The sequence below is a fragment of the Streptosporangium sp. 'caverna' genome (assembly GCF_003203775.1).
GTDB lineage: Bacteria > Actinomycetota > Actinomycetes > Streptosporangiales > Streptosporangiaceae > Streptosporangium > Streptosporangium subroseum.
In genome coordinates this window covers 8,691,181-8,718,157 of record NZ_CP029711.1, presented here as the reverse complement: position 1 = coordinate 8,718,157, position 26,977 = coordinate 8,691,181, and the positions used below count along the sequence as shown (strand labels likewise).

General features: G+C 69.3%; 25 protein-coding genes. 10 read left to right on the top strand and 15 right to left on the bottom strand.

Translation table 11 applies throughout. From position 1 onward, the window contains the following. Nucleotides 1-502: 502 nt before the first annotated feature. The 3 genes from DKM19_RS37560 (at nt 503) to DKM19_RS37550 (ending at nt 2,866) form a co-directional block, all read left to right on the top strand. Nucleotides 503-928 carry a hypothetical protein gene (locus DKM19_RS37560; RefSeq protein ID WP_162642062.1) on the top strand — a complete coding sequence of 142 codons (426 nt, stop codon included), beginning with the start codon at nt 503-505 and terminating at the stop codon, nt 926-928. A gap of 249 nt (nt 929-1,177) precedes the next feature. Further along, the gene (locus tag DKM19_RS37555; protein WP_110702502.1) at nt 1,178-1,906 is read left to right on the top strand and encodes a bifunctional 2-polyprenyl-6-hydroxyphenol methylase/3-demethylubiquinol 3-O-methyltransferase UbiG; all 729 of its coding nucleotides are present in this window, start codon (nt 1,178-1,180) and stop codon (nt 1,904-1,906) included. 225 nt (nt 1,907-2,131) lie between these two features. Further along, nucleotides 2,132-2,866: an SDR family oxidoreductase gene (locus tag DKM19_RS37550; RefSeq protein ID WP_110706269.1), complete on the top strand. Its 735-nt coding sequence runs from the start codon at nt 2,132-2,134 to the stop codon at nt 2,864-2,866. 157 nt (nt 2,867-3,023) lie between these two features. Here the strand turns inward: DKM19_RS37550 and hpnH are convergent, their stop codons facing one another. Genes hpnH through shc form a run of 3 tightly spaced genes read right to left on the bottom strand, consistent with a single transcriptional unit; the run spans nt 3,024 to nt 6,753 of the window. Continuing rightward, the gene (gene hpnH / locus DKM19_RS37545; protein ID WP_110702500.1) at nt 3,024-4,028 is read right to left on the bottom strand and encodes an adenosyl-hopene transferase HpnH; all 1,005 of its coding nucleotides are present in this window, start codon (nt 4,026-4,028) and stop codon (nt 3,024-3,026) included. Then, nucleotides 4,025-4,891, bottom strand: a complete 867-nt coding sequence (locus DKM19_RS37540) for a hypothetical protein (protein WP_110702498.1) — start codon at nt 4,889-4,891, stop codon at nt 4,025-4,027. The genes hpnH and DKM19_RS37540 overlap by 4 nt, the downstream gene beginning before the upstream one ends. Then, nucleotides 4,888-6,753: a squalene--hopene cyclase gene (shc, locus tag DKM19_RS37535; RefSeq protein WP_110702496.1), complete on the bottom strand. Its 1,866-nt coding sequence runs from the start codon at nt 6,751-6,753 to the stop codon at nt 4,888-4,890. The genes DKM19_RS37540 and shc overlap by 4 nt, the downstream gene beginning before the upstream one ends. Nucleotides 6,754-6,770: 17 nt before the next feature. On the opposite strand from shc, the gene DKM19_RS50130 reads away from it, so the two are divergent. Beyond that, entirely contained in the window at nt 6,771-6,923 is a 153-nt protein-coding gene (locus DKM19_RS50130) for a hypothetical protein (RefSeq protein WP_162642060.1), read from the top strand. Here the strand turns inward: DKM19_RS50130 and DKM19_RS37530 are convergent. The 5 genes from DKM19_RS37530 to DKM19_RS37510 form a co-directional block, all read right to left on the bottom strand. After that, nucleotides 6,904-7,917, bottom strand: a complete 1,014-nt coding sequence (locus DKM19_RS37530) for a polyprenyl synthetase family protein (RefSeq protein WP_110702494.1) — start codon at nt 7,915-7,917, stop codon at nt 6,904-6,906. The genes DKM19_RS50130 and DKM19_RS37530 overlap by 20 nt on opposite strands. Then, nucleotides 7,914-9,242, bottom strand: a complete 1,329-nt coding sequence (gene hpnE, locus DKM19_RS37525; protein ID WP_110702492.1) for a hydroxysqualene dehydroxylase HpnE — start codon at nt 9,240-9,242, stop codon at nt 7,914-7,916. Before hpnE ends, DKM19_RS37530 begins: the two co-directional genes overlap by 4 nt. Then, nucleotides 9,239-10,351: a squalene/phytoene synthase family protein gene (locus tag DKM19_RS37520; protein ID WP_110702490.1), complete on the bottom strand. Its 1,113-nt coding sequence runs from the start codon at nt 10,349-10,351 to the stop codon at nt 9,239-9,241. The genes hpnE and DKM19_RS37520 overlap by 4 nt, the downstream gene beginning before the upstream one ends. Next, nucleotides 10,338-11,381 (bottom strand): squalene synthase HpnC, encoded by a 1,044-nt coding sequence (gene hpnC, locus DKM19_RS37515; RefSeq protein WP_110702488.1) that lies wholly within the window; start codon nt 11,379-11,381, stop codon nt 10,338-10,340. The genes DKM19_RS37520 and hpnC overlap by 14 nt, the downstream gene beginning before the upstream one ends. 238 nt (nt 11,382-11,619) lie before the next feature. After that, nucleotides 11,620-12,369 carry a polysaccharide deacetylase family protein gene (locus tag DKM19_RS37510; protein WP_110702486.1) on the bottom strand — a complete coding sequence of 250 codons (750 nt, stop codon included), beginning with the start codon at nt 12,367-12,369 and terminating at the stop codon, nt 11,620-11,622. Nucleotides 12,370-12,565: 196 nt separating this feature from the next. On the opposite strand from DKM19_RS37510, the gene DKM19_RS37505 reads away from it, so the two are divergent. Then, nucleotides 12,566-13,861, top strand: coding sequence for a hypothetical protein (locus DKM19_RS37505; RefSeq protein WP_239513798.1), 1,296 nt, complete (start codon nt 12,566-12,568; stop codon nt 13,859-13,861). Between the two features lie 178 nt (nt 13,862-14,039). On the opposite strand, the gene DKM19_RS37500 is transcribed toward DKM19_RS37505, so the two are convergent. Then, nucleotides 14,040-14,903: a DMT family transporter gene (locus tag DKM19_RS37500; protein WP_110702484.1), complete on the bottom strand. Its 864-nt coding sequence runs from the start codon at nt 14,901-14,903 to the stop codon at nt 14,040-14,042. Between the two features lie 347 nt (nt 14,904-15,250). On the opposite strand from DKM19_RS37500, the gene DKM19_RS37495 reads away from it, so the two are divergent. Further along, complete coding sequence (locus DKM19_RS37495; protein WP_110702483.1) at nt 15,251-15,625, top strand: VOC family protein; 375 nt, start codon at nt 15,251-15,253, stop codon at nt 15,623-15,625. 21 nt (nt 15,626-15,646) lie between these two features. On the opposite strand, the gene DKM19_RS37490 is transcribed toward DKM19_RS37495, so the two are convergent. The 3 genes from DKM19_RS37490 to DKM19_RS37480 form a co-directional block, all read right to left on the bottom strand. After that, complete coding sequence (locus DKM19_RS37490; protein ID WP_110702481.1) at nt 15,647-16,195, bottom strand: hypothetical protein; 549 nt, start codon at nt 16,193-16,195, stop codon at nt 15,647-15,649. Nucleotides 16,196-16,422: 227 nt separating this feature from the next. Continuing rightward, nucleotides 16,423-16,608 carry a hypothetical protein gene (locus DKM19_RS37485; RefSeq protein ID WP_110706267.1) on the bottom strand — a complete coding sequence of 62 codons (186 nt, stop codon included), beginning with the start codon at nt 16,606-16,608 and terminating at the stop codon, nt 16,423-16,425. Nucleotides 16,609-16,672: 64 nt separating this feature from the next. Further along, nucleotides 16,673-17,515, bottom strand: a complete 843-nt coding sequence (locus tag DKM19_RS37480) for a sulfurtransferase (RefSeq protein WP_110702479.1) — start codon at nt 17,513-17,515, stop codon at nt 16,673-16,675. A gap of 127 nt (nt 17,516-17,642) precedes the next feature. Between DKM19_RS37480 and DKM19_RS37475 the strand changes: the two genes are divergently transcribed. Continuing rightward, complete coding sequence (locus DKM19_RS37475) at nt 17,643-18,134, top strand: MarR family winged helix-turn-helix transcriptional regulator (RefSeq protein WP_110702477.1); 492 nt, start codon at nt 17,643-17,645, stop codon at nt 18,132-18,134. Nucleotides 18,135-18,455: 321 nt separating this feature from the next. Further along, nucleotides 18,456-19,328, top strand: a complete 873-nt coding sequence (locus DKM19_RS37470) for a hypothetical protein (RefSeq protein ID WP_204358409.1) — start codon at nt 18,456-18,458, stop codon at nt 19,326-19,328. Between the two features lie 211 nt (nt 19,329-19,539). On the opposite strand, the gene DKM19_RS37465 is transcribed toward DKM19_RS37470, so the two are convergent. Together DKM19_RS37465 and DKM19_RS37460 are read right to left on the bottom strand one after the other, a co-directional pair. After that, entirely contained in the window at nt 19,540-20,982 is a 1,443-nt protein-coding gene (locus tag DKM19_RS37465) for an N-acetylmuramoyl-L-alanine amidase (RefSeq protein ID WP_110702475.1), read from the bottom strand. A gap of 71 nt (nt 20,983-21,053) precedes the next feature. Beyond that, nucleotides 21,054-22,010 carry a M23 family metallopeptidase gene (locus DKM19_RS37460; RefSeq protein ID WP_110702473.1) on the bottom strand — a complete coding sequence of 319 codons (957 nt, stop codon included), beginning with the start codon at nt 22,008-22,010 and terminating at the stop codon, nt 21,054-21,056. 377 nt (nt 22,011-22,387) lie between these two features. On the opposite strand from DKM19_RS37460, the gene DKM19_RS37455 reads away from it, so the two are divergent. Together DKM19_RS37455 and DKM19_RS37450 are read left to right on the top strand one after the other, a co-directional pair. Beyond that, a complete protein-coding gene (locus DKM19_RS37455; protein WP_204358408.1) occupies nt 22,388-23,356 on the top strand; it encodes a zinc-binding dehydrogenase in 969 nt (322 codons plus the stop codon). A gap of 106 nt (nt 23,357-23,462) precedes the next feature. Further along, nucleotides 23,463-24,383: an NADP-dependent oxidoreductase gene (locus tag DKM19_RS37450; RefSeq protein WP_110702469.1), complete on the top strand. Its 921-nt coding sequence runs from the start codon at nt 23,463-23,465 to the stop codon at nt 24,381-24,383. Between the two features lie 340 nt (nt 24,384-24,723). Here the strand turns inward: DKM19_RS37450 and DKM19_RS37440 are convergent, their stop codons facing one another. Beyond that, nucleotides 24,724-26,817 (bottom strand): UvrD-helicase domain-containing protein, encoded by a 2,094-nt coding sequence (locus tag DKM19_RS37440; RefSeq protein WP_110702465.1) that lies wholly within the window; start codon nt 26,815-26,817, stop codon nt 24,724-24,726. Nucleotides 26,818-26,977 lie beyond the last annotated feature (160 nt).

The window sequence follows — 26,977 nt, the reverse complement described above, 5'->3', positions numbered from 1 at the left end:
GGCATCGGGCTCGTCCAGGACGAACGTACCTCCGAGCATCGCAGGACCGGCGGCTTCAAGGACGACGGTTCACGGACGACGGGGCGACGGCGACCGAACTCGATGGGGCGTGACCGTCGGCGCCTCGGTATCGGAATGGTCTTATCTGTCATATAAGACAGGAGGGGAGAATTCCATCTCGATGAGCGTGAATATTACCTCAAAACCGGGTCAGTGATGGACAACGAAGAATGACCTCTGCCGAGAGCGGTTGTATCGTCGTGGGTGATATGGCATTCACCGCTCCATGGCAATCGTGAATAAATGGCTTCGACGGTCATCCTGCGTACCGAAAGCGCAGGCTCCGTGAGAATCCGGTGCATCCAGTGGGTGCCCTCGGCCTGACGCTGCGATTCCGTATAGGTCGAAAAGTTGAACGCCAATATAAATCAACCGATACTGCGGGAGTCGTTCAGTGAATATACGATTTGCGTCACCTTCGGTGGTAAAAGTCCCCGCGCTGGTGATATTGGCATCCGTGCTGGCCGCCGGATGTTCTCCGAACGCGGACACCGTGCGCAACGTCTCGGCGGTGTCGGAGGGGCAGCCGGCCGCGGCGCCGACCGCGAAGGACAAGGACGCCGGGGCGAACCCGCTTCCGACGAAGATGGCCAATGACCCCGGCATTCGCCAGAACATCGTTCAGACCAAATGCGAGGCCGTACCGGGCGGTTGGAGTGCTCAGGGAACGGCGAAAAACCCTGGGAAGAAGGCCGTCACCTACAAGGTCATCGTCCACTTCACCACCACCAAGGCGACAACGCTCGACTACGCCCAGACCCTCGTGAAGGTGCCCCCGGGCAAGACGGTCGCCTGGACCGCGAAGAAGCACTTCGCGGCGGAGCAGAAGATGCTCTGTCCCATGCCCGGGATCAGCATCGTGTCCTGAGGCGTCCGCGAGCGTCCGGTGTCGTCAAGGCCATCGATCCGCCAGGCACACGGCGGTTCGGAGCATGCCCCGAGGTCCTTGACGATGCCGGAATGCGCCCCGACAGCCGAATCGGCTGGGTCGCCTTCGGCGCGGACACGCCGGAGGCGACCCAGCCGGCCGGACCAGATCCTCATCGCGGCCTGAGAGCACAACGGCGGCGGCCGAAAACCCGTCGTCCGAGCGCTCTGCCGTGGATATGGTCGCCGGGTGCCCGATGCGATCTTTGCCCACCCTCGCCTCGCCGCCGTCTACGACGCCTTCGACGGAGACCGCGACGACCTGACGGCCTACCTCCGCATCGCCGACGAGCTGGGCGCGGACCGCGTGCTCGACGTCGGTTGCGGCACGGGATGCCTGGCGCTCCTGCTCGCCGAGAGCGGCCGCACCGTCGTGGGCGTCGATCCGGCCGAGGCATCACTGGAGATCGCGACGTCGAAGGATCGGCTCGGAAGGATCACCTGGGTCCACGGTGATGCCACGACGGTGCCCGCGCTCGGGGCTGATCTTGCGGTGATGACGGGAAACGTGGCGCAGGTCTTCCTCACCGATGACGACTGGGCGCGGACTCTCCAGGGCGTCCACGCCGCACTCCGTCCACGTGGCCACTTCGTGTTCGAGACCAGGCGTCCCGAACGCCGGGCCTGGGAGGAGTGGGCCGCCGACGCCGCTCAGGTCGTCCTCGACATCCCGGGGAACGGACCGGTGGAGCAGCGTCGCGAGGTCACCGACGTGAGTCTTCCGTTCGTCTCCTTCCGCCACACCTACAGGTTCCTGTCGGACGGCACGGTGGTCACCTCCGACTCGACCCTCCGGTTCCGCGGTCGCGACGAGGTCGAATCGAGCCTGGTCGCCAACGGCTATCGAGTGCTGGATGTGCGGGAAGCCCCTGATCGCCCAGGTCGCGAGTTCGTGTTCGTCTCCGAGCGCACGACCTGAGCCAACGGGACAGCACTCACATCGGCCTTCCGGCCGGAGACATCACAGGGGCGTTGCCTTCACGCCGGAGCCCGACCGGTAGACGACCGGTGAGCCGGACACCTCCTCCTGGGCAAGGGCGGGGTGAGGATGCGCTGCCGGTGCATGCGGCGGGGCATCGGGGGGAACCACACCGGAGACGACGTTGGAGTTCCCCCCTCCCGAACCGACGAGGGCGATGTGACGATGAGACTTGCGGGGGCTCGCGTGCTGATCACGGGCGCGTCGTCGGGCATAGGGGCCGCGACCGCGCGGGCGATGACCGAGGTGGGAGCCCGCGTCGTGCTGTCCGGTCGTGATCGCGGGAGGCTCGAAGCCGTCGCCTCGGAGACCGGGGGGCAGGCGCTCGCCTGTGACCTCACGACGGACGTCGCCGGCCTGGCCGAGCGCGCCGGAGTGGTCGACGTCCTGGTCTGCAACGCGGGGACCGGATGGGCCGGGCCGTTCGCGACGATGCCGGACGACACCATCGAGCACATGGTCGCGTGCAACCTGACGGCTCCCATCCGCCTGACCCGGTCGCTGCTGCCCGCCATGATCGAGCGCGGCCGGGGGCATCTCGTCTTCGTGGCCTCGATCGCCGGAGCGGTCGGTGTGCGGGACGAGGCGGTGTACGCCGCGACCAAGGCGGGCCTCCTCGTCTTCGCCGAGAGCCTGCGGTACGAACTGCGCGGGATCGGCGTGTCCGTCGTGCTGCCCGGCGTGGTGGACACCCCGTTCTTCGAGCGGCGCGGCGCCCCGTACAGCCGCCGATGGCCCGCGCCGATCCCCGCCGAGCGGGTCGCCCGGGCCGTCGTGGCCGCCGTCGAACACGGCCGCCCCGAGACGTACGCCCCGCGCTGGCTACGGTTGCCGGCCCGGCTGAAGGGCGCGGTGCCCGGCCCCTTCCGCGCTCTCGCCGGGGTGTTCGGCAGGCAGTGAGCCCTCGGCCGTCGCGCGTACGGTCCGGAGCGACTCCTGGGCGCGGGACCCGGTCTCCGCGCGCCGGGACATCCGGCAGGCGGCCGGGCCCTCGCGGGGATGTTCGGCAGGCTGTGTACGGTTCCGGGTGCGCCCTCGTGCGAAGGGAGCGGGCCGCTCAGACGTTGCGGATGGCCCGGAGCGACTCCTTGAGAGAGGTGAGCGTGGCGAACACCGCGGTCGGCTCGTATCCGCAGTGGGCCATGCAGTTGGCGCACCGGGGATCGCGTCCCCGGCCGTAGGAGTCCCAGTCGGTGTCCTCGAGCAGCTCCCGGTAGGTCGCCGCGTAGCCGTCGGACATGAGGTAGCAGGGCCGCTGCCAGCCGAACAGCGAGTATGACGGGATGGCCCACGCCGTACACCGGAAGTCGGTCTTCCCCTCCAGGAAGTCCAGGAAGAGCGGTGAGTGGTTGAACCTCCACCGCTTCCGGTTCCCGCCGGAGAACGCCTTGCGGAACAGCTCCCGGGTCTCCTGCACACCGAGGAAGTGCTCCTGGTCGGGCGCCTTCTCGTACGCGTATCCGGGAGAGATCATCATCTCGTCGACGCGAAGGTCGTCGTTGAGATAGTTGAGAACGTCGATGACGGTCTGCGGGCTGTCGGTGTTGAAGAACGTCGTGTTCGTGGTGACCCGGAAGCCGCGGCGCTGGCACTCCCTGACCGCGGCGACGGCCTCGTCGAACACGCCGTCCTTGCACACGGACTCGTCGTGGCGCTCGCGCATGCCGTCCAGGTGGATGGTCCACGCGAAGTACGGCGAGGGCTCGAACAGGTCGATCTTCTTGGGGATCAGCAACGCGTTGGTGCACAGGAACACGTACACCTTCCGGGCGACCAGCTCCCGGACCATCTCGGCTATCTGCGGATGCATGAGCGGTTCCCCGCCCGCGATCGACACCATGGGAGCGCCGCACTCCTCGACGGCGGCCAGGGCCTGCTCGACCGGCATGCGCCGCTTCAGCACGTCGGCGGGATGCTGGATCTTTCCGCAGCCCGCGCATTTCAGGTTGCAGGCGAACAGCGGCTCAAGCTCCAGCAGGAGCGGGAACTTCGCACGTCCGCGGAGCTTCTGGCGGATGATGTAGCCGCCGATACGCAGGCGCTGGCGAACTGGCATCGTCATATGGATCGCACCTCCTTGAGCGATGTGAACCGGCTGGTCTCTTCAACGTGCGTGTGCGGCAGGCGGATGGTCTCTTCGACGTGTATGCGGAGGCTCGGCGGGGGTCGCTCGGTGAGCGGTACGTAGGGGAGGTCGGTGGTGGCCGCCCAGCGGGCGAGGATCGGGCCGAGCCGGCGCAGCGTGCGGTACGCCGTGATGCCGCCGCGTATCGTGGCCGGTCGGATCAGCGGGACGGCGGGGGTGTCGACGATGACGCGCAGGGCGGCGAACGGCCGGTCGACCGCCGCACCCGCCAGCGGCCCGGTCTCCATGTCGACGGCCAGCGCCCCCTCGCGGGCGAGCCGGCGACGCTCGGCCCCCGTCACGATGTGACCGGAGGTGACCAGCGGTCCGTTGCGTGCGGGCAGGCCGGCCCGGGCCAGCTCCTCGGCGAGGAAACGCGCCGAGGGGCAGGGCAGCACCCGGCCCCCGAAGCGGACCTCGCTCGCCACCAGCACGTCCCCCGGGCGCAGGCCCCCGCCGAGGGCTCCGCCGAAGCCGACCACCGCCACCGCTCCCGTCGAAGGGAGCAGCGCCGCCGCGCTCGCGGCCCGGCCCGGCCCCATCCCGATCCGGATCACCTTCACGTCCTCGGCCGACAGGCCGTTCCCCGAGACCTGGGAGAGGTCGCCCGGTGAGGTGCGCGAAAGGCTGTCCCGCGAGGCTCCCGGGAGGTCGTCCCGTGCGGCGCGTGGGAGGTCGTTTCCTGAGGTGTCCGGAAGATCGTCCCGTGAGCCTCGTGATGCCCGTGAGTCCCGCGAGAGGCCGCCTCGTACGGCTCGCGCCTCGATTCCCAGGGCGGTGCAGATCAACAGGCCGGTCATCTCAACGTCTCCTGGACCTCGTCGCCCGAGCGCACGTAGCGGCCCAGCGCGCTGATCGGGAAGACGAGCCGGTAGAGGTGATAGTTGATGTAGAAGTCGCCGGGGAACCCGGTCCCGGTGAAGTGCGGTTCGTCCCAGGTGCCGTCCGCACGCTGGTGACCGACCAGCCACTCCACGCCTCCGCGCACCGCCGGTGAACGCTCCCCGGCGGCGAGCAGCGCCAGGAGCGCCCACGCCGTCTGCGACGGTGTCGAGTGGCCGCGCCCGATCCAGGCGGGATCGCTGTACGAACGCAGGTCCTCACCCCAGCCGCCGTCGCCGTTCTGGTGCCGTTCCAGCCAGGTGACGGCCCGCCGCACGCACGGGCTGCCGGGCCGTACTCCCGCCGCGACGAGCGCGGGGAGCACGGCGCCGGTGCCGTACACGTGGTTGGCCCCCCAGCGGCCGAACCACGATCCGTCCGCCTCCTGCGCCTTCAGCAGCCAGACGACGGCCCGCCGTACGACGGGGGAGTCGGGTCGCTCGGCCGCCAGCGCCTCGACGACGTGTGCGGTGACATCGGCGGTCGGCGGGTCGATGACCGCGCCGAAGTCGCAGAACGGCAGCTTCTTGCAGAGCTCACGGGTGTTGTCGGCGTCGAAGGCCCCGAAACCGCCGTCGCGGGACGCCATGCCGGTGATCCACCGTACGGCGCGGTCGATGGCCGGACGGACGTCCGGATGGCGTACGCGGCGGAGGGCGAGGATCGCCTCCGCGGTGTCGTCGATGTCCGGATAGCCGTCGTTGTCGAACTCGAACGCCCAGCCGCCGGGCGGCAGCGACGGCCGTCGTACGGACCAGTCACCCGGGCTCCGGATCTCCTCGGCGAGCAGCCATCCGGAGGCCTTGACGAGGGCGGGATGGTCGTCGGGGAGGCCCGCGTCGAGGAGGCCGTTGACCGCGAGGACGGTGTCCCACACGGGAGACTGGCAGGCCTCCAGCCTGCGGCCCTTCTCGTCGCGGATCGTGAACCGGTCGAGCCCCGCTATGCCCTTTCTCATCACCGGGTGGTCGAGGTGGTAGCCCTGAAGATGCAGGGCGATCAGCGAATACACCCATGGTGGCTGGATGCCGCCCCAGGACCCGTCGGACTCCTGCCGTGCCACGATCCACTCGGCGGCACGTCTCAGCGCCGCCTGCCGCAGACCCGGGACAGGACGCCGTTCGTAGCGGTGCAGGGCGCGGTCGAGAGCGGTGAACGCCCCGCGCGGACGTGGCCGGACGGGACGCCCGGTGCGCAGCTCGGCCAGGTCGAACGGGAGCGGCCGCACCGGGCGGCGTGCGCTCACGATGGTGAGAGGCACGATCGTCTGCCGGGCCCAGCAGGCCCAGTCGTAGACGTTGAGCGGGAACCACGGGGGCAGGAACACCATCTCGGGCGGGAGGACGGGGAGCTTCTCCCACCTCCACTGCCCGAACATCGCCAGCCAGATCCGGGTGAAGACCCGGCTGGCCTCGATCCCCCCCGATTCCCGGATGAACCGGGCCGCGGCCCACATGTGCGGCGCGTCGGTCCGGTCACCGGCGAGCCGCAACGCCGTGTACGCCTCGATCGTGGTGGACAGGTTGCCCGGCCCGCCGTGGAAGTTGGCCCAGGTACCGTCGTCGCGCTGCTCGGAGCGGATCCACCGGGCCGCCTCCGCGGTGTCCTCCTCGGTGCGGATGCCGAGGAACTCCCGGAGCAGCAGGTCCTCCGCGTCCATGGTCACGTTCGTCTGCAGCTCGGCCTTCCACCACCCCTCGGGCGACTGGAGATCGAGCAGATGGTCGCACGCCGCGTCGAGGGCGAGCGCGGCGGAGGTGGGCGCGGCGACGGTGGTCATGTCAGCTGCCTCGGAAGGTGAGCGAGGTCGAGGAGTTCGACGGCGGTCATGTCAGCGGCCTTGGAAGGTGGGCGAGGTCGAGGAACTCGACCGTGGTGGTGCCGGTGACCCGAGAGGTGAGAGGCGTCGAGGAGTTCGACCATGGTCATGTCAGTGACCTCGGGAGGTGAGGAAATGGGCGATGTCCAGGAACTCCGCACGGACGTCCGCGGGCATGTCGGCGTCGGCGAGATGGCGTTCGGCGGCGTCGAGCCGGTGCTTGGCCTCCGTCTCGGCCCAGGATCGCCCGCCCGTCTCCTCGACGAGCCGGGCGGCCTCCTGAAGATCGGCCTCGGTGAGCGGCTCCGAACCGGTCAGCAGGCCGGCGAGCCGCTCGCCGCCCGCCGTACCGCTGGTGAGCGCGGCGACGACCGGAAGTGACTTCTTGCGGGAACGCAGGTCCGACAGCACCGGCTTTCCCGTCACCTCGGGGCTTCCCCAGATGCCCAGCAGGTCGTCGGTGAGCTGGAAGGCCAGGCCCGCCTCGGTTCCGAACGCCGTCAGGGCCGCCACCAGCGGAGCCGGACCGCCCACCGCCGTCGCGCCGATCGAGCAGGCGCAGGCCAGCAGGGAGCCGGTCTTCAGCGTGGCCATCTCCCGGCACTCGTCCAGGCTCACATCGGAGCGCAGCTCGAACTCCAGGTCGAGCGCCTGGCCCGCGACCAGCTCCCGGGTGGCGACGGTCAGGCCGTACGCGGCCCGTACCCGGTCGGGCACGCCGCCTTCCAGCAACAACTCCCCCGCGAGCGAGAGCAGGCCGTCGCCGGCCAGGATGGCCGCCGAGCAGCCGAAGACGGTCCACGCGGACGGCCGGTGCCGCCGCATGCGGTCGCCGTCCATGATGTCGTCGTGGAGCAGCGAGAACGCGTGCACGAGTTCCACCGCGGCGGCGGCGGGCATGTACTGCTCCGCGCTTCCCCCGGCCGCCCTCCCCGACAGGATGACCAGGGCGGGACGCAGCGCCTTGCCTCCCGAGGAGACCGGCCCTCCCGCCGGATCGGTCCAGCCGAGGTGATAGCTCGCGACGCGTGCGGTCAGCGGATCGAGCCGGGCCACGGCCTCCCGCAGTACGGGCTCCACGAGCCCGCGCGCGGCCCCGACCGACGGCGGGATGACCGCGGTCACCGGGCGGCCTCGTTCTTCAGATGCTGCCTGACCAAACAAGCCGCGTTGAGCCCGCTGCGCACGGCCGCCTCCATCGTGTCGGGCCAGCCCGTGTCGGTCCACGCGCCGGCGAGAAAGAGTCCGGGCCACCGGGTGGCGGCCCCGGGACGGAGCGCACCGCTGCCAGGGCCCTGGCGAAAGGTGGCGCGACGTTCCCTCGTGACGAAAAAATCGATGATCCGGGCCTGGCACGCCGCCGGGAAGAGCCGCTCGATCGCGGGCACGAACACGGCCCGCACCTGCGCGGTGGGCATGTCGATCCAGCGCTCCGCCGCCGAGACCGAGATCGCGAGATACTGGCCGTCCTGCAGCCCCGATACGCGCGTCTTGTCGAACACCCACTGCACGGGTGAGTCCACGACCGCGGCGAACGGCACCCGGGTGACCCGCCGGTCGTAGACGACGTGCACGTTGACGATCGGGCTCGCGTCCAGGCCGCTCCAGAGCCCCCTGCCGGGTACGGCCTCGCCGGGCACAAGGATCGCGGCCTGCTCATGAGGTGTGGCGACGATGACCGCCGACGCCTTCACCCGGGTGCCGTCCACCATGATCACCGGGCCCGGCTCCACGGCGGTGACCTTCGCCGACAGCCGTACGGCACCGCCGCGGCGCACGATCGCGGTCTGCGCCGCGGTGCCGTGCAGCTCACCGAGGGGTACGGAGGGAACCCCGATGTCGGCGGCGTCCGCCCGGCCGAGCAGCGCGGTCTTGAAGACCATCGCCGCCGGGCCCAGGGCCGCGCCCTCGACGCCGACGTTCAGGGCCGCCATCGCGAACAGCTCCCAGAGCGCGCGTCGCGCGGCGTCGCTCTGCCCGTGGGCGGCCAGCCAGCTTCCGAGATCGGTCCGGTCCAGCGCCGGGTCCGTCGGGTCGAGCCGGCGAAGGGCCAGCGAGACCCGCATCGCGCGCAGCCGATCGGCGGGTTTGAGGAGCGGATACCTCGCCAGCGCCGGCAACAGATGGAACGGCCCCGGCAGCACGCCGCGCCGCAGCCGCTCGCACCGTCCCGCCGAGGTGAGCACCCGCACGTCGAAGCGGTCCTGGACGTGTACGCGCCCGGCACCGCCGAGCCGGTCGAGCAGGCCGCGGTAGGCCGTGCAACAGCGGAGGAACACGTGCTGGCCGTTGTCGACCATCAGCCCGTTCCTCACGAACGAATGGGTCGCGCCGCCCAGCCTCGGCCGAGCCTCGTACAGGGTGGCGGCGTGGCCGGCCTCCCCGAGCGCGATGGCGGCGGAGATGCCCGCCAGCCCGCCACCGATGATCGCGACTGGAGCCTCCCTCATCGGCCCGCCCCCGCCAGGGCGCGTGCCGCCACCATCGCCTTCCTCCACGGAGGCAGTGACAGCCGTGCGGCCAGCGCCTCGGTGGGATCCGACATGATGCGGTCGAGCAGGCACCGGTAGATGCCGGCCATCGCCGCGGTGCACGCCGCGCTGCGTCCGTCGAGGGTGGGCAGCAGGCGCATGCCGTCGCGGAACCAGCCGTGTGCCCGGTCGGCCTCGAACCGCATCAGCTCGACGAGCCGGTCCGGCGGGTCGGTGAACCTGCCGGAGGAGTCGATGTCCAGGGTGCATCCGAACCGTTCGAGGTCCTCGGACGGAAGGTAGATCCGCCCGGCCAGCCGGTCCTCGCGCACGTCCCTGAGAATGTTCGTGATCTGCAGCGCCACCCCGAGGGCGTCCGCCAGGGGGACCGCCTCATCGGCGTCCTCGGTGCCGAAGACGCCGAGCGACAGCCGGCCGATCGATCCGGCGACGCTCCGGCAGTACGACAGCAGCTCGTCGAACTGCCGGTAGGTCGTCCCGCGCACGTCCGCGACGCACCCGTCGATCAGCTCCTCGAACGCGGAGAGCGGGAGCGGATAGCGGCGGGCGGCGTCGTAGAGGGCGACCAGCACCGGGTCCTCGAGACCGGGGGGTCCCGTGCTCAGCGCGAACGGCACCAGGTCTTCGAGATCGGCCGCCGCCATGCCGTGTCCGAGCGGCACCGGGTCTTCGAGCTCGGCCGTCGCCGCGCCGGGTCCGAGCGGCATCGGGGCGTCGGGATCGGATCGTGCCGCGCTCAGCGCGACCGGCACCGGGTCTCCGGAACCGGCCGTCGCCGCGCCGTGTCCGAGCGGCACCGGTTCTTCGGAATCGGACCCGTACGGCACCGGCTCCGCGAGATCGGGCCGTGCCGCGTCAAGCGCCGCCCGCGCGGTGGCCAGGCGGTCCAGGCGCTGCTCGACCGGCTCGTCCCCGTCGGCGATGTCGTCGATCCGTCGTGCGAGCGCGTAGACGGCGCTCAGCGCCCGGCGCTTGGGGGGCGGCAGCAGCCGGAGGCCGTAGGAGAAGTTCCGTGCCTTCTTGCGGACGACCTGCTCACAGTGCTGGTACGCGTCAGAGATGTCCACGGCCGGGCCTCCTTCTGCTGAGGATCCGCAGCCACTCCGTCAGCAACCGCGTGCGGCGTGGGCGTACGGCATGCCCGAGGACGTCGTAACGGGCACGCGTCAGCGCCGCGACGGTGGCCAGGCCGCCCGCCATGTAGCCCGCGACGGCGACGCGGGTGAAGCCCGTCACCGAGGAGACGAGCGGATCTCCCTCGTGGAGCAGCCGCCTGGCCCGTTCGGTCTGGAGCGCGACGACGCCACGCAGCCGGGTGGGGGTGACGACCCCGTCGAGATCGCTTTCGACGCAGCCGAACCGGCGCAGGTCCTCGCCCGGCAGGTAGACGCGGCCTCGCGCGTAGTCCTCACCGATGTCCTGGCAGTGCTCGATGACCTGCAGCGCCGAGCACACACGGTCGGACAGGGCGAGCCGCTCCGGGGTGGCCGCGCCGAACACGTGCAGCACGATGTGCCCGACGGGGTTCGCGGACAGCTCGCAGTAGGCGAGCAGGTCGTCGAAGGTGTCGTATCGGCTGACCCTCTGGTCGATCCGGTTGGCCTCGACCAGGCGGCGAAACGGCCGAGCCGGGATGGAGCAGGTCCCGACGGTCCGTTCGAGGGCGCTGACGGCCGGCAGGCGAGGAGCCTGCCCGGCGTACAGGCGGTCGAGATCGGCGTCGACGTCGTCGAGCAGGCGGAGCGGATCCTCGGCCTGGGGTTCGTCTCCGATGTCGTCGACGAACCGCGCGAAGCCGTACACCGCGAGGAGGTGGTGGCGGTGACCGCGCGGCAGCAGCCGCGAGGCGACCGGGAAGTTCTCCCGGCGTGCTCGACGCGCGGCGTCCGAGAGGTCTTCCCGGAGCGTTTCCTGCGCGGCGTCCGAGAGGTTCTCCCGGGGCGCTTCATGTGTGGCGTCCGGAATGTTCTCCCCGGGTGCTTCATGCGTGGTGTCCGGAAGGTGATCCCGGCGTGCTCGGCATGCGGCGTCTGGAAGGTTCTCCCGGGGTGCTTCGTGCACGGCGTTCGGAAAGTCCTCCCGACGTGCTTGACGCATGACGTCTCGTGCGTCGTCTCCCCCCGAATACATAAATTTGAGCTTGTCCCTTGTGGGCCGCTATAAACGCGAGGGTGTAGTTCGTTGGTGTTTATCGGGCGGGAGCTGGGCAAATATTTGATATCCCGCCGCAGTCTCGTTTTCGGCGAATTAATATTTTTTTCAGGGAGGCGACATAAACCGGCTCGAAATCAAAGTCACCGCAAAGTACGGCGCGGCTTTTCCTATCGTTACGCCTTCAGACGGCGGTGGTCTCGTAAACCTCGCGAGGGGCCGGACGGCCGGGGAGGACGCTGTGATCCCGCAGTGGCCCGATCCGCAGGCCCGCGGACCGGCAGCGGTCCACCAGCTCCGGCAGGGCGCCGAGTCCGGATCGCCAGGAGCCGGGGGCCGAGGTGCAGTCGGAGTCGTGCAGCAGGAGAGTGGCCCCGCCGCGCAGGCCGGGAGTCATGGTGTCCAGCACGGAGGCCGGGCTCGCCGATCGGGTCCAGTCCCTGCCCCACGCGGTCCACAGCACGGGGCGCAACCCCAGCCCGCGGGCGGCGATCAGGATCTCCGCGCTGAGCACCCCGTAGGGCGGCCGATACCAGGCGGGGCCGACGCCGGTGACAGCGGTGACCAGCTCGGCGGCCCTGCTCATCTCGGCAGCCATCCGGCCCGGACGGGTGATGAGGGCGTTGTCGTGCCCCCAGCCGTGCACCGCGATCTCGTGGCCCCGCGCGACGATGCGGAGGCCGAGCTCGGGATGGCGTTCGAGCATCTCGCCGAGGACGAAGAACGTGCCCCGGCACCCGAGTCGCTCCAGCTCGTCGAGGAACCGCGGGGTGGACCGCGGGTCGGGCCCGTCGTCGAAGGTCAGCGCGACATGGTCGGCGGCCCCCACCCCGGCGAGACCGGGCAGCAGGCGGCGCACGGCCGGCAGCCAGGTCGCGGCGGGCCCGACATGGAGCATGGCCAGACCGGCGAGCGCCAACACGGTGCGGTTCATCACATCAAGTCTGCGAGCCAAAGGACACGATGCGCCAATGCGCCACACTTCGTTAATTCAAATCTGCGTGCGAAAGGCCACGGTGTGCCAACGCGCCGCGCTCCGTTATTTCAAGTCCGCGTGCGAGAGGGACCATGACGCGCCGGCGCGTCGCGTTTCGTTGTCTCGGATCCGCGTGAGGTCGTTTCAAGTTCGCATGAGGTTGTTCCAGGTCCGGGTGAGAGCGACCCTGGTGCCGGCGCGGCACGGTTCTTCACGTCAGTTCCCCGCGCGGGAGGCCACGGGGCCGGCGCGGCCCACGGTGCTGATCCTCAGCGCGAGCATGGGGTCCGGGCACGACGTGATCGCGGCGGAGCTGGTCAGGCGGCTCGCCGCCGAGGGCGTCGACGCCGAGGTGGTCGACATCCTGGACCTGCTCCCGCTGCGACTGGGTACGGCACTGCGCGGGTGGTACAGCTGGATGATGCGCTCCGCCCCCTGGCTGTACGCGCTGATCTACCAGATCTTCTTCGTCCCCGGCCGGGCGCCGTCGGTGTCGCCGCTGACGATCGTGATCGCGGCACGGCTGAGAAGGTTCGTCGGCAGCAGGCAGGTGGCCGAGGTCGTCTCGACCTTCCACGTGGCCGCGCAGGCGGCCGGGCATCTGAGGTGGCACGGCCGCCTGCTGGTCCCCAGCACCGTCCTGCTGACCGACTTCGCGGCGCATCGGCTCTGGTTGCACCCGGGAAACGACCGGTATCTGTGCCCGGACCTGGCGACCGCACACGTCGTCCACACCGCGACGGGCTGCCCGGTGTCCTGTCACGCTCCCGTCGTACGGCTGGGATTCCGGCGGCCCGGTCCCGGGGTGACGCCGATCGTACGTCCCGATCCCGGGCGGCCCGAGAGCGGTGCCGTACCGGCCGTGCATTCGGATCTCGGCCGGACGGAGAGCGGTGCGGCGCCGGCCGTACGCCCGGAGCCGCGGCCCGGGATCGGTACGGCGTCGATGCGGTCCAGGATCGGTGCCCGCGCGGGGGATCGGCTGGTCCTCGTCTCGGCCGGCGCGTGGGGCGTGGGCGGTGTGGAGGAGACGGCGCGCGTCCTGGCTCGCTCGGGACGCTACCTGCCCGTCATCCTCTGCGGGCACAACCGCGAGTTGCGCCGCCGTCTGCGGCATACGGGCATCGCCCTCGGCTGGTGCGACGACATGCCGGGGCTGATGGCCGCCGCGTACGCGCTGGTGGACAACGCGGCGGGCGTGACGTGCAGGGAGGCGATGGCGGCCGGAGTGCCGGTCGTCTCCTACCGGCCGATTCCCGGTCACGGCCAGGACGGCGCGAGGGCCATGGCGCGGGCCGGACTGAGCGTGTACGCGCGTGACACGGGGGAGCTGCTCGCGGCTCTGGACCGATTCGGTCACGGAGAGGAACGCGACCGGCAGGTCGCCCGGGGAGCCGCGCTGTTCGCCCTGTCTCCCGCCGAGTCCTTCCTCGTCCCTCCGGGCCTCTGACCCCGTCTATCGCTCCTCCGAGGCCCTTCACGCCGCTCGCTCTTCGGGAGCCCTGCACGCCCCGGAAGCTCTCGTTCTTGGGGCCCTTCACGCTCCCCGGGCCTCTGACCTCATCCCTCGTTCTCCGGAGGCTCTGCACGCCCCGGGCGCCGGTCTCATCTCCTGCCTTTCGAGGTCCTCACACCTCCCAGGTACCGGCCCCAGGCTGCCGGTGGACGGACGATCGGGCCAGCCGGACGCTGCCGTAGAGGATCAGCCCCAAGCCGAGCAACTCCAGCATGATCCACGGACCCAGCCGGATGTCCTCGTCGAACAACGCGACGCCGTACCCGATGCTGGCGACGGGGTCGGTGACGTTGAGCGCCGGTTGCACGGTCACGAGGCTTCCGCTCTGCAGCGCGTTCTGCAGGAGGAAGAGGCTGATGAGACCCGCCACGACCATGGAGTACAGCGGCCAGGTGGTCAGCAGGCTGAACGGGTTCTCCGCGAAGACACGGGTGTTCTCGGTTATCAGCGCGGCGGTGAAGGCGAATCCCAGGCCGGACGCGGTCCCGAGCAGGACCGCCCTGGACTCGCCGTGCCTGAGCCTCGCCATCGCGACCAGACATCCCGCGATACCGACCGTCACGATCGTGGCGATTATCCAGTCGGTCAGTCTCGGGAACCGTTGCTCCACCGTCGGGTTGGCGCTGGCGAGCAGGACGGTCAGCCCGGCGGTCAGGATGCCGATGGCCAGCCACGTTTCCCGGGCCAGCCGGGTGCGGGACAGGCACGAGAGGAGGATCATCGTGAAGGGCAGTTCGACGACGAGGATGGGTTGCACGAGGGAGAGCCCGCCGAAGCTCAGCGCGGCGGCCTGGAAGACGAAGCCTCCGATGAGCGTGCCGATGCCGGCCAGCCACAGAGGGTTTCGGATCAGGTCCCAGATCAGTATGAGCCTGAACGCGTCGCTTTCCGGCACGGTCCGCGTCGCGCGCTTCTGCAGCACCGAGGAGAGGGCGTTGCACGCGGCGGTGAGCACGGCCAGGATCACCGCGATCATCGATGCCCGGCTTTCCGGACGCAGGCGGTGCGCCGTCCATCAGTGGAGATCATTAAGCGTGCTACCCGCTTCGCGACGTCGTGGCATCTGAGCACTACGAGCATCGGTGAACAGGTCGGCGGCGCCGGTGCTCCACGCCGCCCACGGCATCGACTAAAACGACCTTTGCCTCCGCATGGCCTTTCCGGAGAGGCGGCCCAGGGGCGTCATGGCTGTCGGACCACCTGGACGACGGGTGCCAGCCGGACGTCCTGCGACCGCGCGTCAGGTGAAGATCGCACGGTGCCGCTGTCCGCTTGCCGTCCGGAATCTGGACTCGACGGGGGATACACGGTAGAAATCCAGCCATGCCGAGCACCTGGTTCTGCCTCGCGATCCACAGCCCAGCCCCCGCCAAGCTGGCCGATTTCTGGGCTCAGGCGCTGGGTTACCAGATCGTCTTCGAGGGCCCGCAGGGCGAGGTGGCCATCGCCAAGGACGAGTTCAGCCATCCGGGGATGGTCTTCTCCCCGCTCGACGAGCCCCGGCAGGGCAAGAGCCGCCTGCACATCGAGCTCAACCCCGACGATCAGGACGCCGAGGTCGAGCGGCTGATCGGGCTGGGGGCCCGCCGGGTGGACGTCGGGCAGCCCGCGGACGCGGGCTGGGTGGTGCTCGCGGACCCGGACGGCAACGAGTTCTGCGTGCTCGCTCCCTGGCGGCATCCCTCAGAACCGCAGTGACGGGGGAGCGAACCGGGATGCCTACGGAGTGCTGATCTCCTGGATCTTCACGATCCGGCCGCGGTGGACGGTGATCATGGCGGCCCGATACCCGGCCTCCAGATGGGCGGTCAGCTCCTGCTTGGAGCAGCGCCTGGTGCCCAGCCCTCGCTTGTCGGCGGTCACCTGGGCCCCGGGGATCTTGCAGTCGGTCGTGCTGTAGAGCACGGCCTCGCTCGACACCGGCGATCTGTAGCCGGAGACGTCACCCTTTCCGGGGCCGGCGAAGAACCCGTCCCCTTCCTGCTTGCCGCCGACCCATCTGACGGGCGTGTACTCCGCGGTGCCTCTGTTGTAGGAGCGCACCCAGCCGCGCAGGATGCCGTCGTCGCGCGAGCGGAGGATGCCCTTGGTGAAGTCGTGGTGGGAGGCGGCCTGGAACTGCGTCCCGTAGACCTTCGGCATCGTGAACCGAGGGATGGCGGAGGAGGTGACGCTCGCGGACGTCCCATCCGTGATGATCAGCGAGAGCGACGCCGCGACGGCGACGGTGGCGGCGGACCCGAGCAGACGGCGAACAGAGCGATGCATGGTCGATCTCCCGAGGGAGGGGTGCCCCGGTTCCCCTGAAGTACTGCCCGGGGCTCGCTGCATCAATTAGTAGGCCCCATCGATTGCAGCGTGTTTGCAATACATGCTCGTTCACCTGCGACATGACCGCGGGAGGAGAAGCCGTCTCCGGCGCGACCCGCGCATACGTCGACGTCAAAGGTGGTCCGGATCGCCTGATGCGTCGATTGACGGTCGGCGCCGGTCGATCAGTGGTCCAGCACCATGAGGGCGACGAGACCGCCGAGGTGAAGCACCACGAGGAGCACGATGAGGAAGATGAACACGAACTTGGCGGGTCCGTGCTCGAACTGCTTCCCCTCCCGCAGCGGAGCTCTCTGCGCCTGACGGTCGGCGATCCGCTCTTCCAGAGTTTTCCTCTTCCGACGAGGCATGACGGTCTCCGGGGTGGAGTGAGTGCTCATCCGGCTGCACCCCTGCACAGCACGGGCGGCGGTGTCACGAGGCGGCTCCCCGCTCGACGGGGGCGCCGACGAGCGAGCCGTACTCGACCCAGGAGCCGTCGTAGTTCTTGACGCCCGGCCGGTCGAGCAGCTCGGTCAGCACGAACCAGGTGTGGGCGCTGCGCTCGCCGATACGGCAGTAGACGATGGTCTCGCTCGCGTTCAGGTCGACCGACGCCTCGCCGTACAGGTGACGGAGCTGCTCGTCGGATTTGAACGTGCCGTCGTCGTTGGCGGCCCTGGACCACGGGACGTTCCTGGCCGTGGGGACGTGACCGGCGACCTGGGGCTGTTCCTGGGGGAAGTGCGCGGGGGCGAGGATCCGGCCGGAGAACTCGTCGGGGGATCTGACGTCGACGATGGCCTTGGTCCCGATGGCGGCGATGACCTCGTCGCGGAACGCGCGGATCGAGGCGTCGGGTTCCTGGGCGCGGTACCGCGTGGCCGGGCGCTGGACCGGGTCGCTGGACAGCTCACGGTTGTCGAGCTGCCACTTCTTGCGTCCTCCGTCGAGCAGGCGGACGTCGCGGTGGCCGTAGACCTTGAAGTACCAGTAGGCGTAGGCGGCGAACCAGTTGTTGTTGCCGCCGTAGAGGATGACGGTGTCGTCGTTCGCGATGCCCTTGCGTGACAGCAGGGCCTCGAAGCCGTTTCTGTCGATGAAGTCGCGGCGGATCGGGTCCTGGAGGTCATCCCTCCAGTCGATCTTCACGGCTCCGCGGATGTGGTCCTTGTCGTAGGCGCTGGTCTCCTCGTCGACCTCGACCAGGACGACGTCGGCGTCGTCGAGATGTTCCAGAACCCAGGGGGCGTCGACAAGCACGGTGGAGCGGCTCATGGCTTCTCTCCGATGGTAGGAAGGGGGGCATCGAGGACACCCGCCGTGACCGGCAGGGGATGGATTAGTGCACTAACCGTTCGTACACTAATTTTATAGCACGGCTACGACTTCCATGGAGATGCCATTGAGTGACATCGGCGACATTCCCGACCCGCTGTCCCTGGAGAACCAGGTCTGCTTCGCCCTGGCGGTCGCCTCGCGCGGTGTGATCGCGGTCTACCGCCCGCTGCTGGAGCCGATGGGGCTGACCCATCCTCAGTACCTCGTGATGCTGGCGCTGTGGCAGCACGCGCCGCTGTCGGTCAAAGAGCTCAGCCGGCTGCTCCAGTTGGAGCCCGCCACGCTGTCACCCCTGCTCAAACGCCTTGAGGCCAGCGGGTTCGTCCACCGCCCGCGCGCCAGCCAGGATGAGCGTTCCCTCGCGGTCACCCTCACCCCGGCCGGTCGGAGGCTTCGCGACGAAGCCGAGAAGATCCCCCCGGCGATCGTCGAACGCCTGGGAATGGAACTGGGCGAGCTCCAGCGGCTTCACGGGATGCTGACCCAGGTGATCGCCGCCGCCGGCAGCGCCAACGCCGCTCACCGGGCCGTGCGCGGACAGGCGTCGGCCGGGTAAAGGGCGCGGACCTTCCCGCCGTACGGGCTCGGGATCCGGACGACCGCCGCGCGAGCGGGTCGACGTCGTCTCCGGCCGCTCGGGCGGTTCACCGGTCGGTCTGAGCCGGTCGAGACGGTCCGTTCTTCTTTCTTTACCTCGGACCCGCCGCGAAGAGGATGCTCGATATCTTGCCCGTTCCGTATCTTCATGTAACTCAGCGTGACGATGAGTGAAATGAGGAGGGGCGACATGCGGGATTCATCGGGGCTGTTCAGCCGGCGCGGTGTGCTCCACGCGGGCATCGGCCTGGGCGCGTTTTTCGGCCTTGGACAAACCGGGGTGGCATCAGCGGCGGACGTCGCCCGGCATGCGGGCGACCTCGTCGCCGGTACGGCGCGGACCTCGGAGCCGGTTCCCTGGCACGCGCGCCACAATCTGACGTCGGCGCAGTACCAGGCGGAGTTCGACCGGCTGACCGGGCGGGGTTACCGCCTCGTGCATGTGGACGGTTACGAGGCCGGCGGGAGGGCCCTGTACGCGGCGATCTGGGAGCGGTCGAGTGGACCGGCGTGGATTGCCCGGCACGGTCTGACGTCGGCGCAGTACCAGACGGAGTTCGATCGCCTGGTCAGGCTGGGCTATCGCCTGGTGCACGTGGACGGCTACGGCGTCGGCAGGGAGGCCCAGTATGCGGCGATCTGGGATCGTTCGAGTGGGCCGGCGTGGGTTGCCCGGCACGGTCTGACGTCCGCGCAGTACCAGGCGGAGTTCGATCGATTGACCGGGCAGGGCTACCGTCTCACCGACGTCAGCGGTTACAGGGTCGGCAGGGAGGCCCAGTACGCGGCGATCTGGGAGCGGTCGAGCGGGCCCGCGCGGGTTGCCCGGCACGGTCTGACGTCCGCGCAGTACCAGGCGGAGTTCGACCGGCTGACCGGGCGGGGTTACCGCCTCGTGCATGTGGACGGCTACGAGGTCGGCGGGAGGGCTCTGTACGCGGCGATCTGGGAGCGGACGGGTGGCTCCGCGTGGGTTGCGCGGCATGGTCTGACGTCGGCGCAGTATCAGGCGGAGTTCGACCGGCTGGTCCGGCAGGGTTACCGGCTCTCCGATGTCAGCGGTTACGGCGCCGGCTCGCCCCGGTTCGCGGCGCTCTGGCTGAAGGAGACAACGGACGACGGGGTCGCGCAGCGGTCCACGGGCGTCGAATGACCTCGGCACCCGCTCCGGCCGGAGCGGGTACCGGATGACCTCGGTCACTCGCCCTCCGGCCGAAAGGTGAGCACTCACCTTTCGGCCGGAACGGGTACCGAACAACTTCGGTCGCTCGCCCTCCGGCCGGAGCTGCCCCGCCGATCCGAGGACGCTCCACCGGCTCTCCGCCCGGCTCCATCCGGAGCCGGGTGAGCCGGTGGAGCCGACTTCAGCTGCCGCAGTGTTCGAAGGGGCTGTCGTAGACGGACGCGCCCGCCTTGCCTCCCCACTTGACGCACTTGCCGGGTGCCGCGGCGCGTACCGGGCCCGCGTAGTAGGCGAAGCTGCCGGAGTCGGTGACGCGGCTCTTTCCCTGCACCTCCAGGTAGGCGGCGGTGGCGGTGGCCGTGCCCAGCGAGGTGCGCTTGATGGTGGTCACGCAGTTGTTGCCGTTGGCGGTGTTGTAGAGCAGGTAGACGGTGCCCGCCGAACCCAGCGCCGCGGAGTCGACCACCGTGTAGCCGGAACCGCAGACCGACTGCGGGGTGTGCGGGTTGCTCCCGCCGCCGTTGTCGCCGCCGACGTACTGCATGTACTTGGCCCAGTCCCAGTTCGGGCCCGGGTCGGTGTGGTCGTTGCCCGGGACCTCGACGTGTCCGAGGATGTGGGCGCGGTCCTTGGGGATGCCGTACCGGTCGGCGATGCTGCGGGTCAGCGCGGCCGACGCGCGATACATCGAGTCGGTGAACCACGAGGCGTTGTCGACGAAGCCTTCATGCTCGATGCCGACCGACCGGCTGTTGTAGTCGCGGGCGTGGAAGGCCCTGTCCTTCTCGCGGACCATCTGGGTGATGTCGCCGTCGGAGGAGCGGACGACGTAGTGGGCCGAGACCTGGGCGGCGGGGTTCTGGAACCAGGAGATCGTGCTGGCGTAGGAGCCCTGGGTCACGTGGATGACGATCCGGTCGATCACATTGCTCGTCGGCCGGCTGGAGACGGCGTAGTTGGACGAGCTGGCAGGCACCCAGTGCGCCGAGGGATAGTCCACGGCCGCGGCCGCGAAGGACCTGTCCAGGTCCCGCGTCTGGGCGTAGGCGCCGCGATCGGGCCGTACGGTCTGGGCGGTCACGGTCACGGTCTCGCCGTCCGGGGTGGCGGTACGGACACCCGTGGCCATCAGGTCGTAGACGGTGTCGGCGTACAGTCTGGCCACCTCGGCGGTCGAGGCGTTGCCGTACCTGGCCACCGCCGCGTACCACTTCCCGGCGTCCTTGCGGGCGGTGGCGTCCAGCCCGAGCTCGTCGGCGTAGGAGCGCAGCACCGCCGCGCCGCCCACGACGTTGGCCGCGTCGTCGGCCTTCAGCGTCGCGACCGGCTGTCCCGTCAACGAGGCCGCGCGCTCCAGGGTGTGGCCGGCCGGGCTGCTGACCAGGTGCATCACCCCGTAGCCGCCACTCGCGCTGGGCGCGCCATTGTGGCCGTCGAGGTGGGTCTCGGCGTATCCGAGCGTGACCAGCAGATCGCGGGGCACCTCGTAGGTCGCGGCGGCGCGAGTGAAGGCGTCGGTCAGGGGATCCGGGGGAGCGGCGCTCGCGGGCGGTCCCGCCAGGCACACGAGGGGGATGAGCGAGCCGGCCAGCAGTACGGCTGAACGGCGAAGTCGGGCCTTCACGGGTGCTCCTCTAGCAGGTGGGGGGTGTCGAAGGGGCCGCCCCGGGAAGCGGGGGCGGCCCCTGCCTGACGTCAGTCGCAGTGTTCGAAGGGGCTGTCGTAGACGGAGGCGCCGGCCTTTCCGCCCCACTTCACACATTTGCCGGGTGCGGTGGCGCGTACGGGACCCGCGTAGTAGGCGAAGTTGCCGGAGTCGGTGATCCGGCTCTGTCCCTGTACTTCGAGGTAGGCGGCGGTGGCGGTGGCCGTACCGAGGGAGGTGCGCTTGATGGTGGTCACGCAGTTGTTGCCGTTGGCGGCGTTGTAGAGCAGGTAGACGGTGCCCGTCGAGCCCAGGGCCGCGCTGTCGATCACGTCGTAGCCGCTGCCGCAGACCTCCTGCGGGGTGTACGGGTTGCTGGAGCCGCCGCAGTTGGCCGAGGTCACCGTCGCGCCGGGGTAGCCGAACGTTGACCCGTTGAAGACGGCCTTCTGGATGTTGGACGGGTAGCTGGTTCCCAGGCGCACCTCGTAGTGCAGGTGGGGGGAGATGGCGTTGCCCGGGCTGCTGGTATTGCCGACCGTGCCGATCTGCTGGCCCTGTGAGACCGTGGCGCCCGCGCTCACCGAGCGGGTGTTCAGGTGTGCGTAGTAGGTGGACCAGCCTCCGCCGTGGTCGATCTTGACCAGGTTGCCGTAGCGGTTGACCGATCCCTGATGGGCCGAGATGGCCACCGTTCCCGCCGCCGCGGCGACGACGGTGTCTCCTAGATCGGCGTTCGCGGTGCTGCCCCGGTTGAAGTCGATCTCCCACGACTGGTGCGCGCTGCTCGCGCCGGAGTTGCCCGTCCAGGCCTGCCCGCAGGGGAAGGGCAGCTGGAAGTTGGTCGCCAGGATGGTCGCGCCGTCACTCGGAGCGGAGTCCGCCGTGGCGCCGACCGGCACCGGCTCTGCCAGAGCCGCCGCACCGGCGTTCGGTGCCATGACGGCGCCGCCCGCGAGGCTGAGTAACAGGGCGAAACCCGCCGTGACTACCCCTTTGAGTCTCATGTAGATCCTCTCCTGCGACCCCGGCGGGCAAGGCCTTGACCGGAACCGCGCGCTGTCTGTTGGATCTCTCCGAAAGTCTCCCGCTGGGGTTAAGGGTCAGGATTGACTGCACAAAAATCATCCAAAATCGGCACGACGATCTATCCGTCCCATATGCAGCGGCCTGGTTCTCGCGTCCGCGGCGGCGTCCGTGCCGCAGGGGTTCTGCCGAGGCCCCCTCGTTTTCCGAGATCCCGCCCACGCCGATGTGCCACCTCGTGAAGTGCGGAACACGGCTGTGATGATCATGCTTGGGTGACGCCGATCACACTGACTTGACCTCAACAAAGCTTGAGGTTCGAAGATGTCCACAGCGACGTCAAAGGAGAGTGATCGGTATGCGGATCGTCCAGGTGACCGAGTTCGGGGGACCCGAGGTGCTGGTGGCGGGCCAGGCGACAGATCCGGTCGCCGGATCCGGGCAGGTCGTGGTCGGGGTGTCCGTCGCGGACATCCTCTCCGTCGAAGTGCAGCTCCGCAGCGGCTGGGGTGCCGAGTACTTCAACCTGAGCCCGCCGTACGTGCCGGGGAGCGGGGTGGGCGGAGAGGTGATCTCCGTCGGGGAGGGCGTGGATCCCGCCTGGATCGGCCGGCGCGTCGTCACCGGGACCGACGGCGGCGGTTACGCCGAGCGGGCCGTGGCTCCGGCGGAGGAGCTGATCCCGGTGCCGGACGGGCTGGCCGTGCGCGAGGCGGTGGCGCTTCTCCAGATCGGCCCCGCCGCGCTGAGCCTGATCGAGGGGGCCGGGATCAAACCGGGGGAGCGGGTGCTGGTCACCGCGGCGGCCGGTGGTCTCGGCAGCCTGCTGGTGCAGCTCGCCCACGCGGCCGGCGCTCACGTCGTCGCGGCCGCTCGTGGCAGCCGCAAGCTGGACCTGACCCGGGAGCTGGGCGCCGACACCGCGGTCGACTACTCGGAGGCGGATTGGCCCGAGCGGGTGCGCGAGGCGACCGGTGGCGAGGGAGCGGACGTGGTCTTCGACGGCGCCGGTGGGCAGCTGGGCCGGGCCGCGTTCGAGGTCACGGCACGGGACGGCCGGTTCTTCGCATACGGCGTGCTCGGCGGCGGCTTCGCCCAGGTCGACCCCGGAGAGGCGGAGGGGCGAGGGGTGAGCGTGCGCGGGATCGAGCAAGTGCAGTTCGCGCCCGGCGAGGCCAGGCGACTGGCCGAGCGGGCGCTGTCGGAGGCGGCCGCGGGCCGGATCAGGCCGGTCATCGGGCAGACCTTCCCGCTGGAGCGGGCCGCCGAAGCGCACGCCGTGATCGAGGCCCGCGACGCCGTCGGAAAGACCCTGCTGCTGATCTGAGACGCCTCTTCATGCGCGTTCGGAAGCTCATGCGTGTTCGGAAGCTCATGCGTGTTCGGAAGCTCATGCGCGTCCGGAAGTTCATACGTGTTCGGAAGGAAAAAACATGTCCCTGGCCATTCGTTACGCCCGCTACGGCGGTCCCGACGTGCTCACTCTTGACGAGGTCCCCATCCCCGAGCCCGGGCCGGGGGAGGTGCGGGTCGCGGTGCGTGCCGCCGGGGTCAACGGAATCGACTGGAAACTCCGCCGTGGATTCCTCGATCGGGGCCAGCTCGCGGGAGGCCCCGCCGGCACCGGTGTCGAGTTCGCCGGGATCGTCGATGCCCTCGGAGCCGGCGTCCGGGATTGGAGCGTGGGTCAGGCCGTCTTCGGCCACGCCACCTCCGGCGCCGTCGCCACCCATGCGACAACCGCCTCCGAGAGTCTCCTGGCCAAACCCGACTGGCTCTCCTTCGAGCAGGCCGCCTCGCTGCCGGTGGCCGCCGAGACGGCCTATCGCTGCCTGCGGCAGCTTGGCGTGAAAGAGGGCCAGACCCTGCTGGTCCACGCGGTCGCCGGGGGCGTCGGGCTGGTCGCCGCGCAGCTGGCCCGCGCCTGGGGTGCGGAGGTGGTCGGCACGGCGAGCCCGGTCCACCACGCCTTCCTGCGTGAGCTGGGCGTCCGGCCGGTCACCTATGGAGACGGCCTGTCCGAGCGGGTGCGCGCCGCCGCCCCCGAAGGTGTCGACGCGGTCCTCGACGGCTCCGGCCGCGACGTGCTCGCCATGTCCGTCGAGCTGACCGGCGACGCGGAGAGGGTCGTCACCATCGCCGACGGGCGCGCCGCCGAGTACGGGGTGCGCTTCTCGACCGGCGCCGACAGGGTGCCCCTGTCCGAGGTCTTCGCCGAGATCTTCCCGCTGATGGAGTGGGGCGCGCTGCGCATGCCGATCGAGAGGACCTTCCCGCTGGAGCGGACCGCCGACGCCTACCGTCTCAGCGAGGAAGGCCACCTCCGCGGCAAGATCGTGATCGTGGTCGCGTGACAGGATTGCGGTCAGTTGAAGAGCAGGTCGGTGAGCTTCTTCATTGCTTCGGCGAGGACAATGACCGATTGGTATCTGGCGGAGACGTCTGATGCCGGAACGCGGGCAGCTCTCCGTCTGCGCGGTCAGCTGCTGCGGAGGTCGACGGCGGCCTGGCCGGAGCCCAGGCTCCACGGGATGGACGTCGACGACACCAAGGCTCGCCTGGGACGATGAGAATCGCCGGACAGCCACTGTTGCCGGCCGACTCCGCCTTTCTCCTACTGGGCTTCCACGGAATGTAGATCGTGAGAAGTTCGTACACGGAGGCCTTACTGCTTGATCAGTTTGTGGTGAATGATCACACGGGCAGAAGCGTGCTGGGAGAGCCGTGCCAGGAGATGGTGAGTTCTTCGCGGGCGCGGGTGGCGGCTACGAACAGCAGGCAGCGTTCCCGTTGTAGGTCCTGCTGGTGAGCGATCAGATCTTCTTCGGCAGGCGTGATGGCAGAGGTCGGGGGGACCATGTGTTCCCCGACGCCGATGACCGCGATGCACCGGAATTCCATCCCCTTCATCCGGTGCATGGTGCCTACACCCACCTCGGAGTCGGTGTGCTTCTTGGCCAGCGGTGCCGTGGGGATGCCCGCGGCCTTGAGCTTGGCAACGGCCTGATCGGCGAGAATGTTGGAGCGCGCCGCCACTCCGACCTGGCCTGGAGCGACACCCTGATCGAGCCATCGTCTGACGGTCTTGACCAGCTCCTCCAGCTCGTTCTGCTGGGTTGTGAAGCCGGTCAGGCGAGGCTCGGCGCCGTGGACGTCTGATCGATACCCGGTCAGCGTGTCGAGTGCGCCGTTCATGTCGTCGACTCGCTCGCCGTGAAGCAGACCCAGACTCCAGCGCAGGATCTCCGCCGTCGTCCGGTAGTTGATCTTAAGCCGGGTGGATCTGCCCGCGATGTCGATGCCCAGCTTCTTCAGGGAGACCCGGTAGTCGTAGATCCGCTGGTGGGTGTCGCCGGCCAGGAACAGGTCGTCTCGGCCGTGGACCGTCGCGGCACGCAGGAGACGCCAGTGCCAAGGGCTGAGGTCCTGCGCCTCGTCCACGATGACGTGCCTGTACGGCTTGCGTTCGCCTTCCTCGAGCAACCGCGTCGCTTCAAGGCAGATGGTCTCGTAGGTCCACATTCCCTCTGCTCGTAGAGCGTCGGTGAAGGCGGCGATGGCGCCCCAGAGTTGCGTCTTCTGGAGGTGGCCGAGCGACCTTCCGCGCCCTGGCCGTGACGCCTGCTGATACTTCTCCAGGGAGTTGATGCCCTGGGTGAGAATGACCTGCCGCCACTCATGGGAGAGGAAGGCCTCGTCGAACCGTGAGGGAAGGCCGAGGGCGCGGATCACCCTGGTCCAGCGCGGCTTCTCATCCTCAGCGCGGAGTACGGCAAGGCCACCTGTGCCGCCCGTGACGATCCGGTAGGCCACACCATCGATGTGCCGGACCTCGATCCGGCTCATCAGCACGTCATCGTCGGTGAGCTGGCGCAGTGCATCCTCCATGGTGGAGGGCAGGGTCCGGACGAAGGTGGTGACAAGAATGGATTTCTCATCGCTCGCTTGCGAGGAGAGATGCTTGGCGCGGTGTAGAGCGACGACGGTCTTCCCGGTTCCGGGACCGCCCGTCACTCGGGCCGGTCCGCTGAAGGAGCCGGAGGCGGCATCACGCTGGGAGGGATGGAGGTAGATCCGCCAGAAGGCGAAGGGCTTGGCGAACGCTTCCATCAGTTCGTCGGGCCCGCTGACCAGCAACACCTGCTCAGATGAGCGTTCGACGGCGGCGCTGACGTCCTCGGGGTCGAATGCCGCGACCTCCGCGGAGGGCGCCGGCAGGCTCGTCCAGACCTCGTCCGGAGTCATGCCGGAGGCCAGACCGACCAATACGTCGTGCTGTTGCTTCGGGAAGAAGGCCTGAGCCTTGTCCAGTTGATCGTCGCTGTTGAACGTCCGGGCGAATGCGAGCACCTGGGCGTCGATGCCGAGACGTGCCATGTCGGCGTCGTTGACATGGACGAACAGTCGGCTTGCCGTTTCGGCCGCAGGCACGACGGAGGCGGCCTGTTCCTCCAGGGTCACGAGGTCGCGCAGTTCGACGACGCCGGTGGCGGCGTTCACCGTGACGCGGCGGCGCTTGGCCCACGCGTAGGCGTCGTCGTGGGGCAGCACGTTGAGCAGCACATACACGTCGCCCTTGTCGGGGGCGAGCACGACGCCTCGCCAGAAGAGCGTGATGCGGATTGTGTGCATTCGTTTGTCGCGAGCGTTGTTCACAGGTTCCAGGTGCAATCCAGCGTATGTGGCCTCCTCAAACTTTGAGAAAACCCCAATGACCTGGTCTTGGACCGATTTTTCGAGTTTGGGGAAGTCGCGGAAGAAGTCCCGGTAGACGCCGATCCTGGCCATGCCACGTCTCCCTGAGTTCTCGCCGGTCGCACCGGTGCAGCGTGCCGATTTTAAACTGCCAGTAAATTACCATTCAATTTTTCGGCATCAGGTGATTAGATCGGGGAATCCTTCGGCGAAGCCGTGAAAGCGGCCAATTCCGACGTGCAAAAACGGCCAT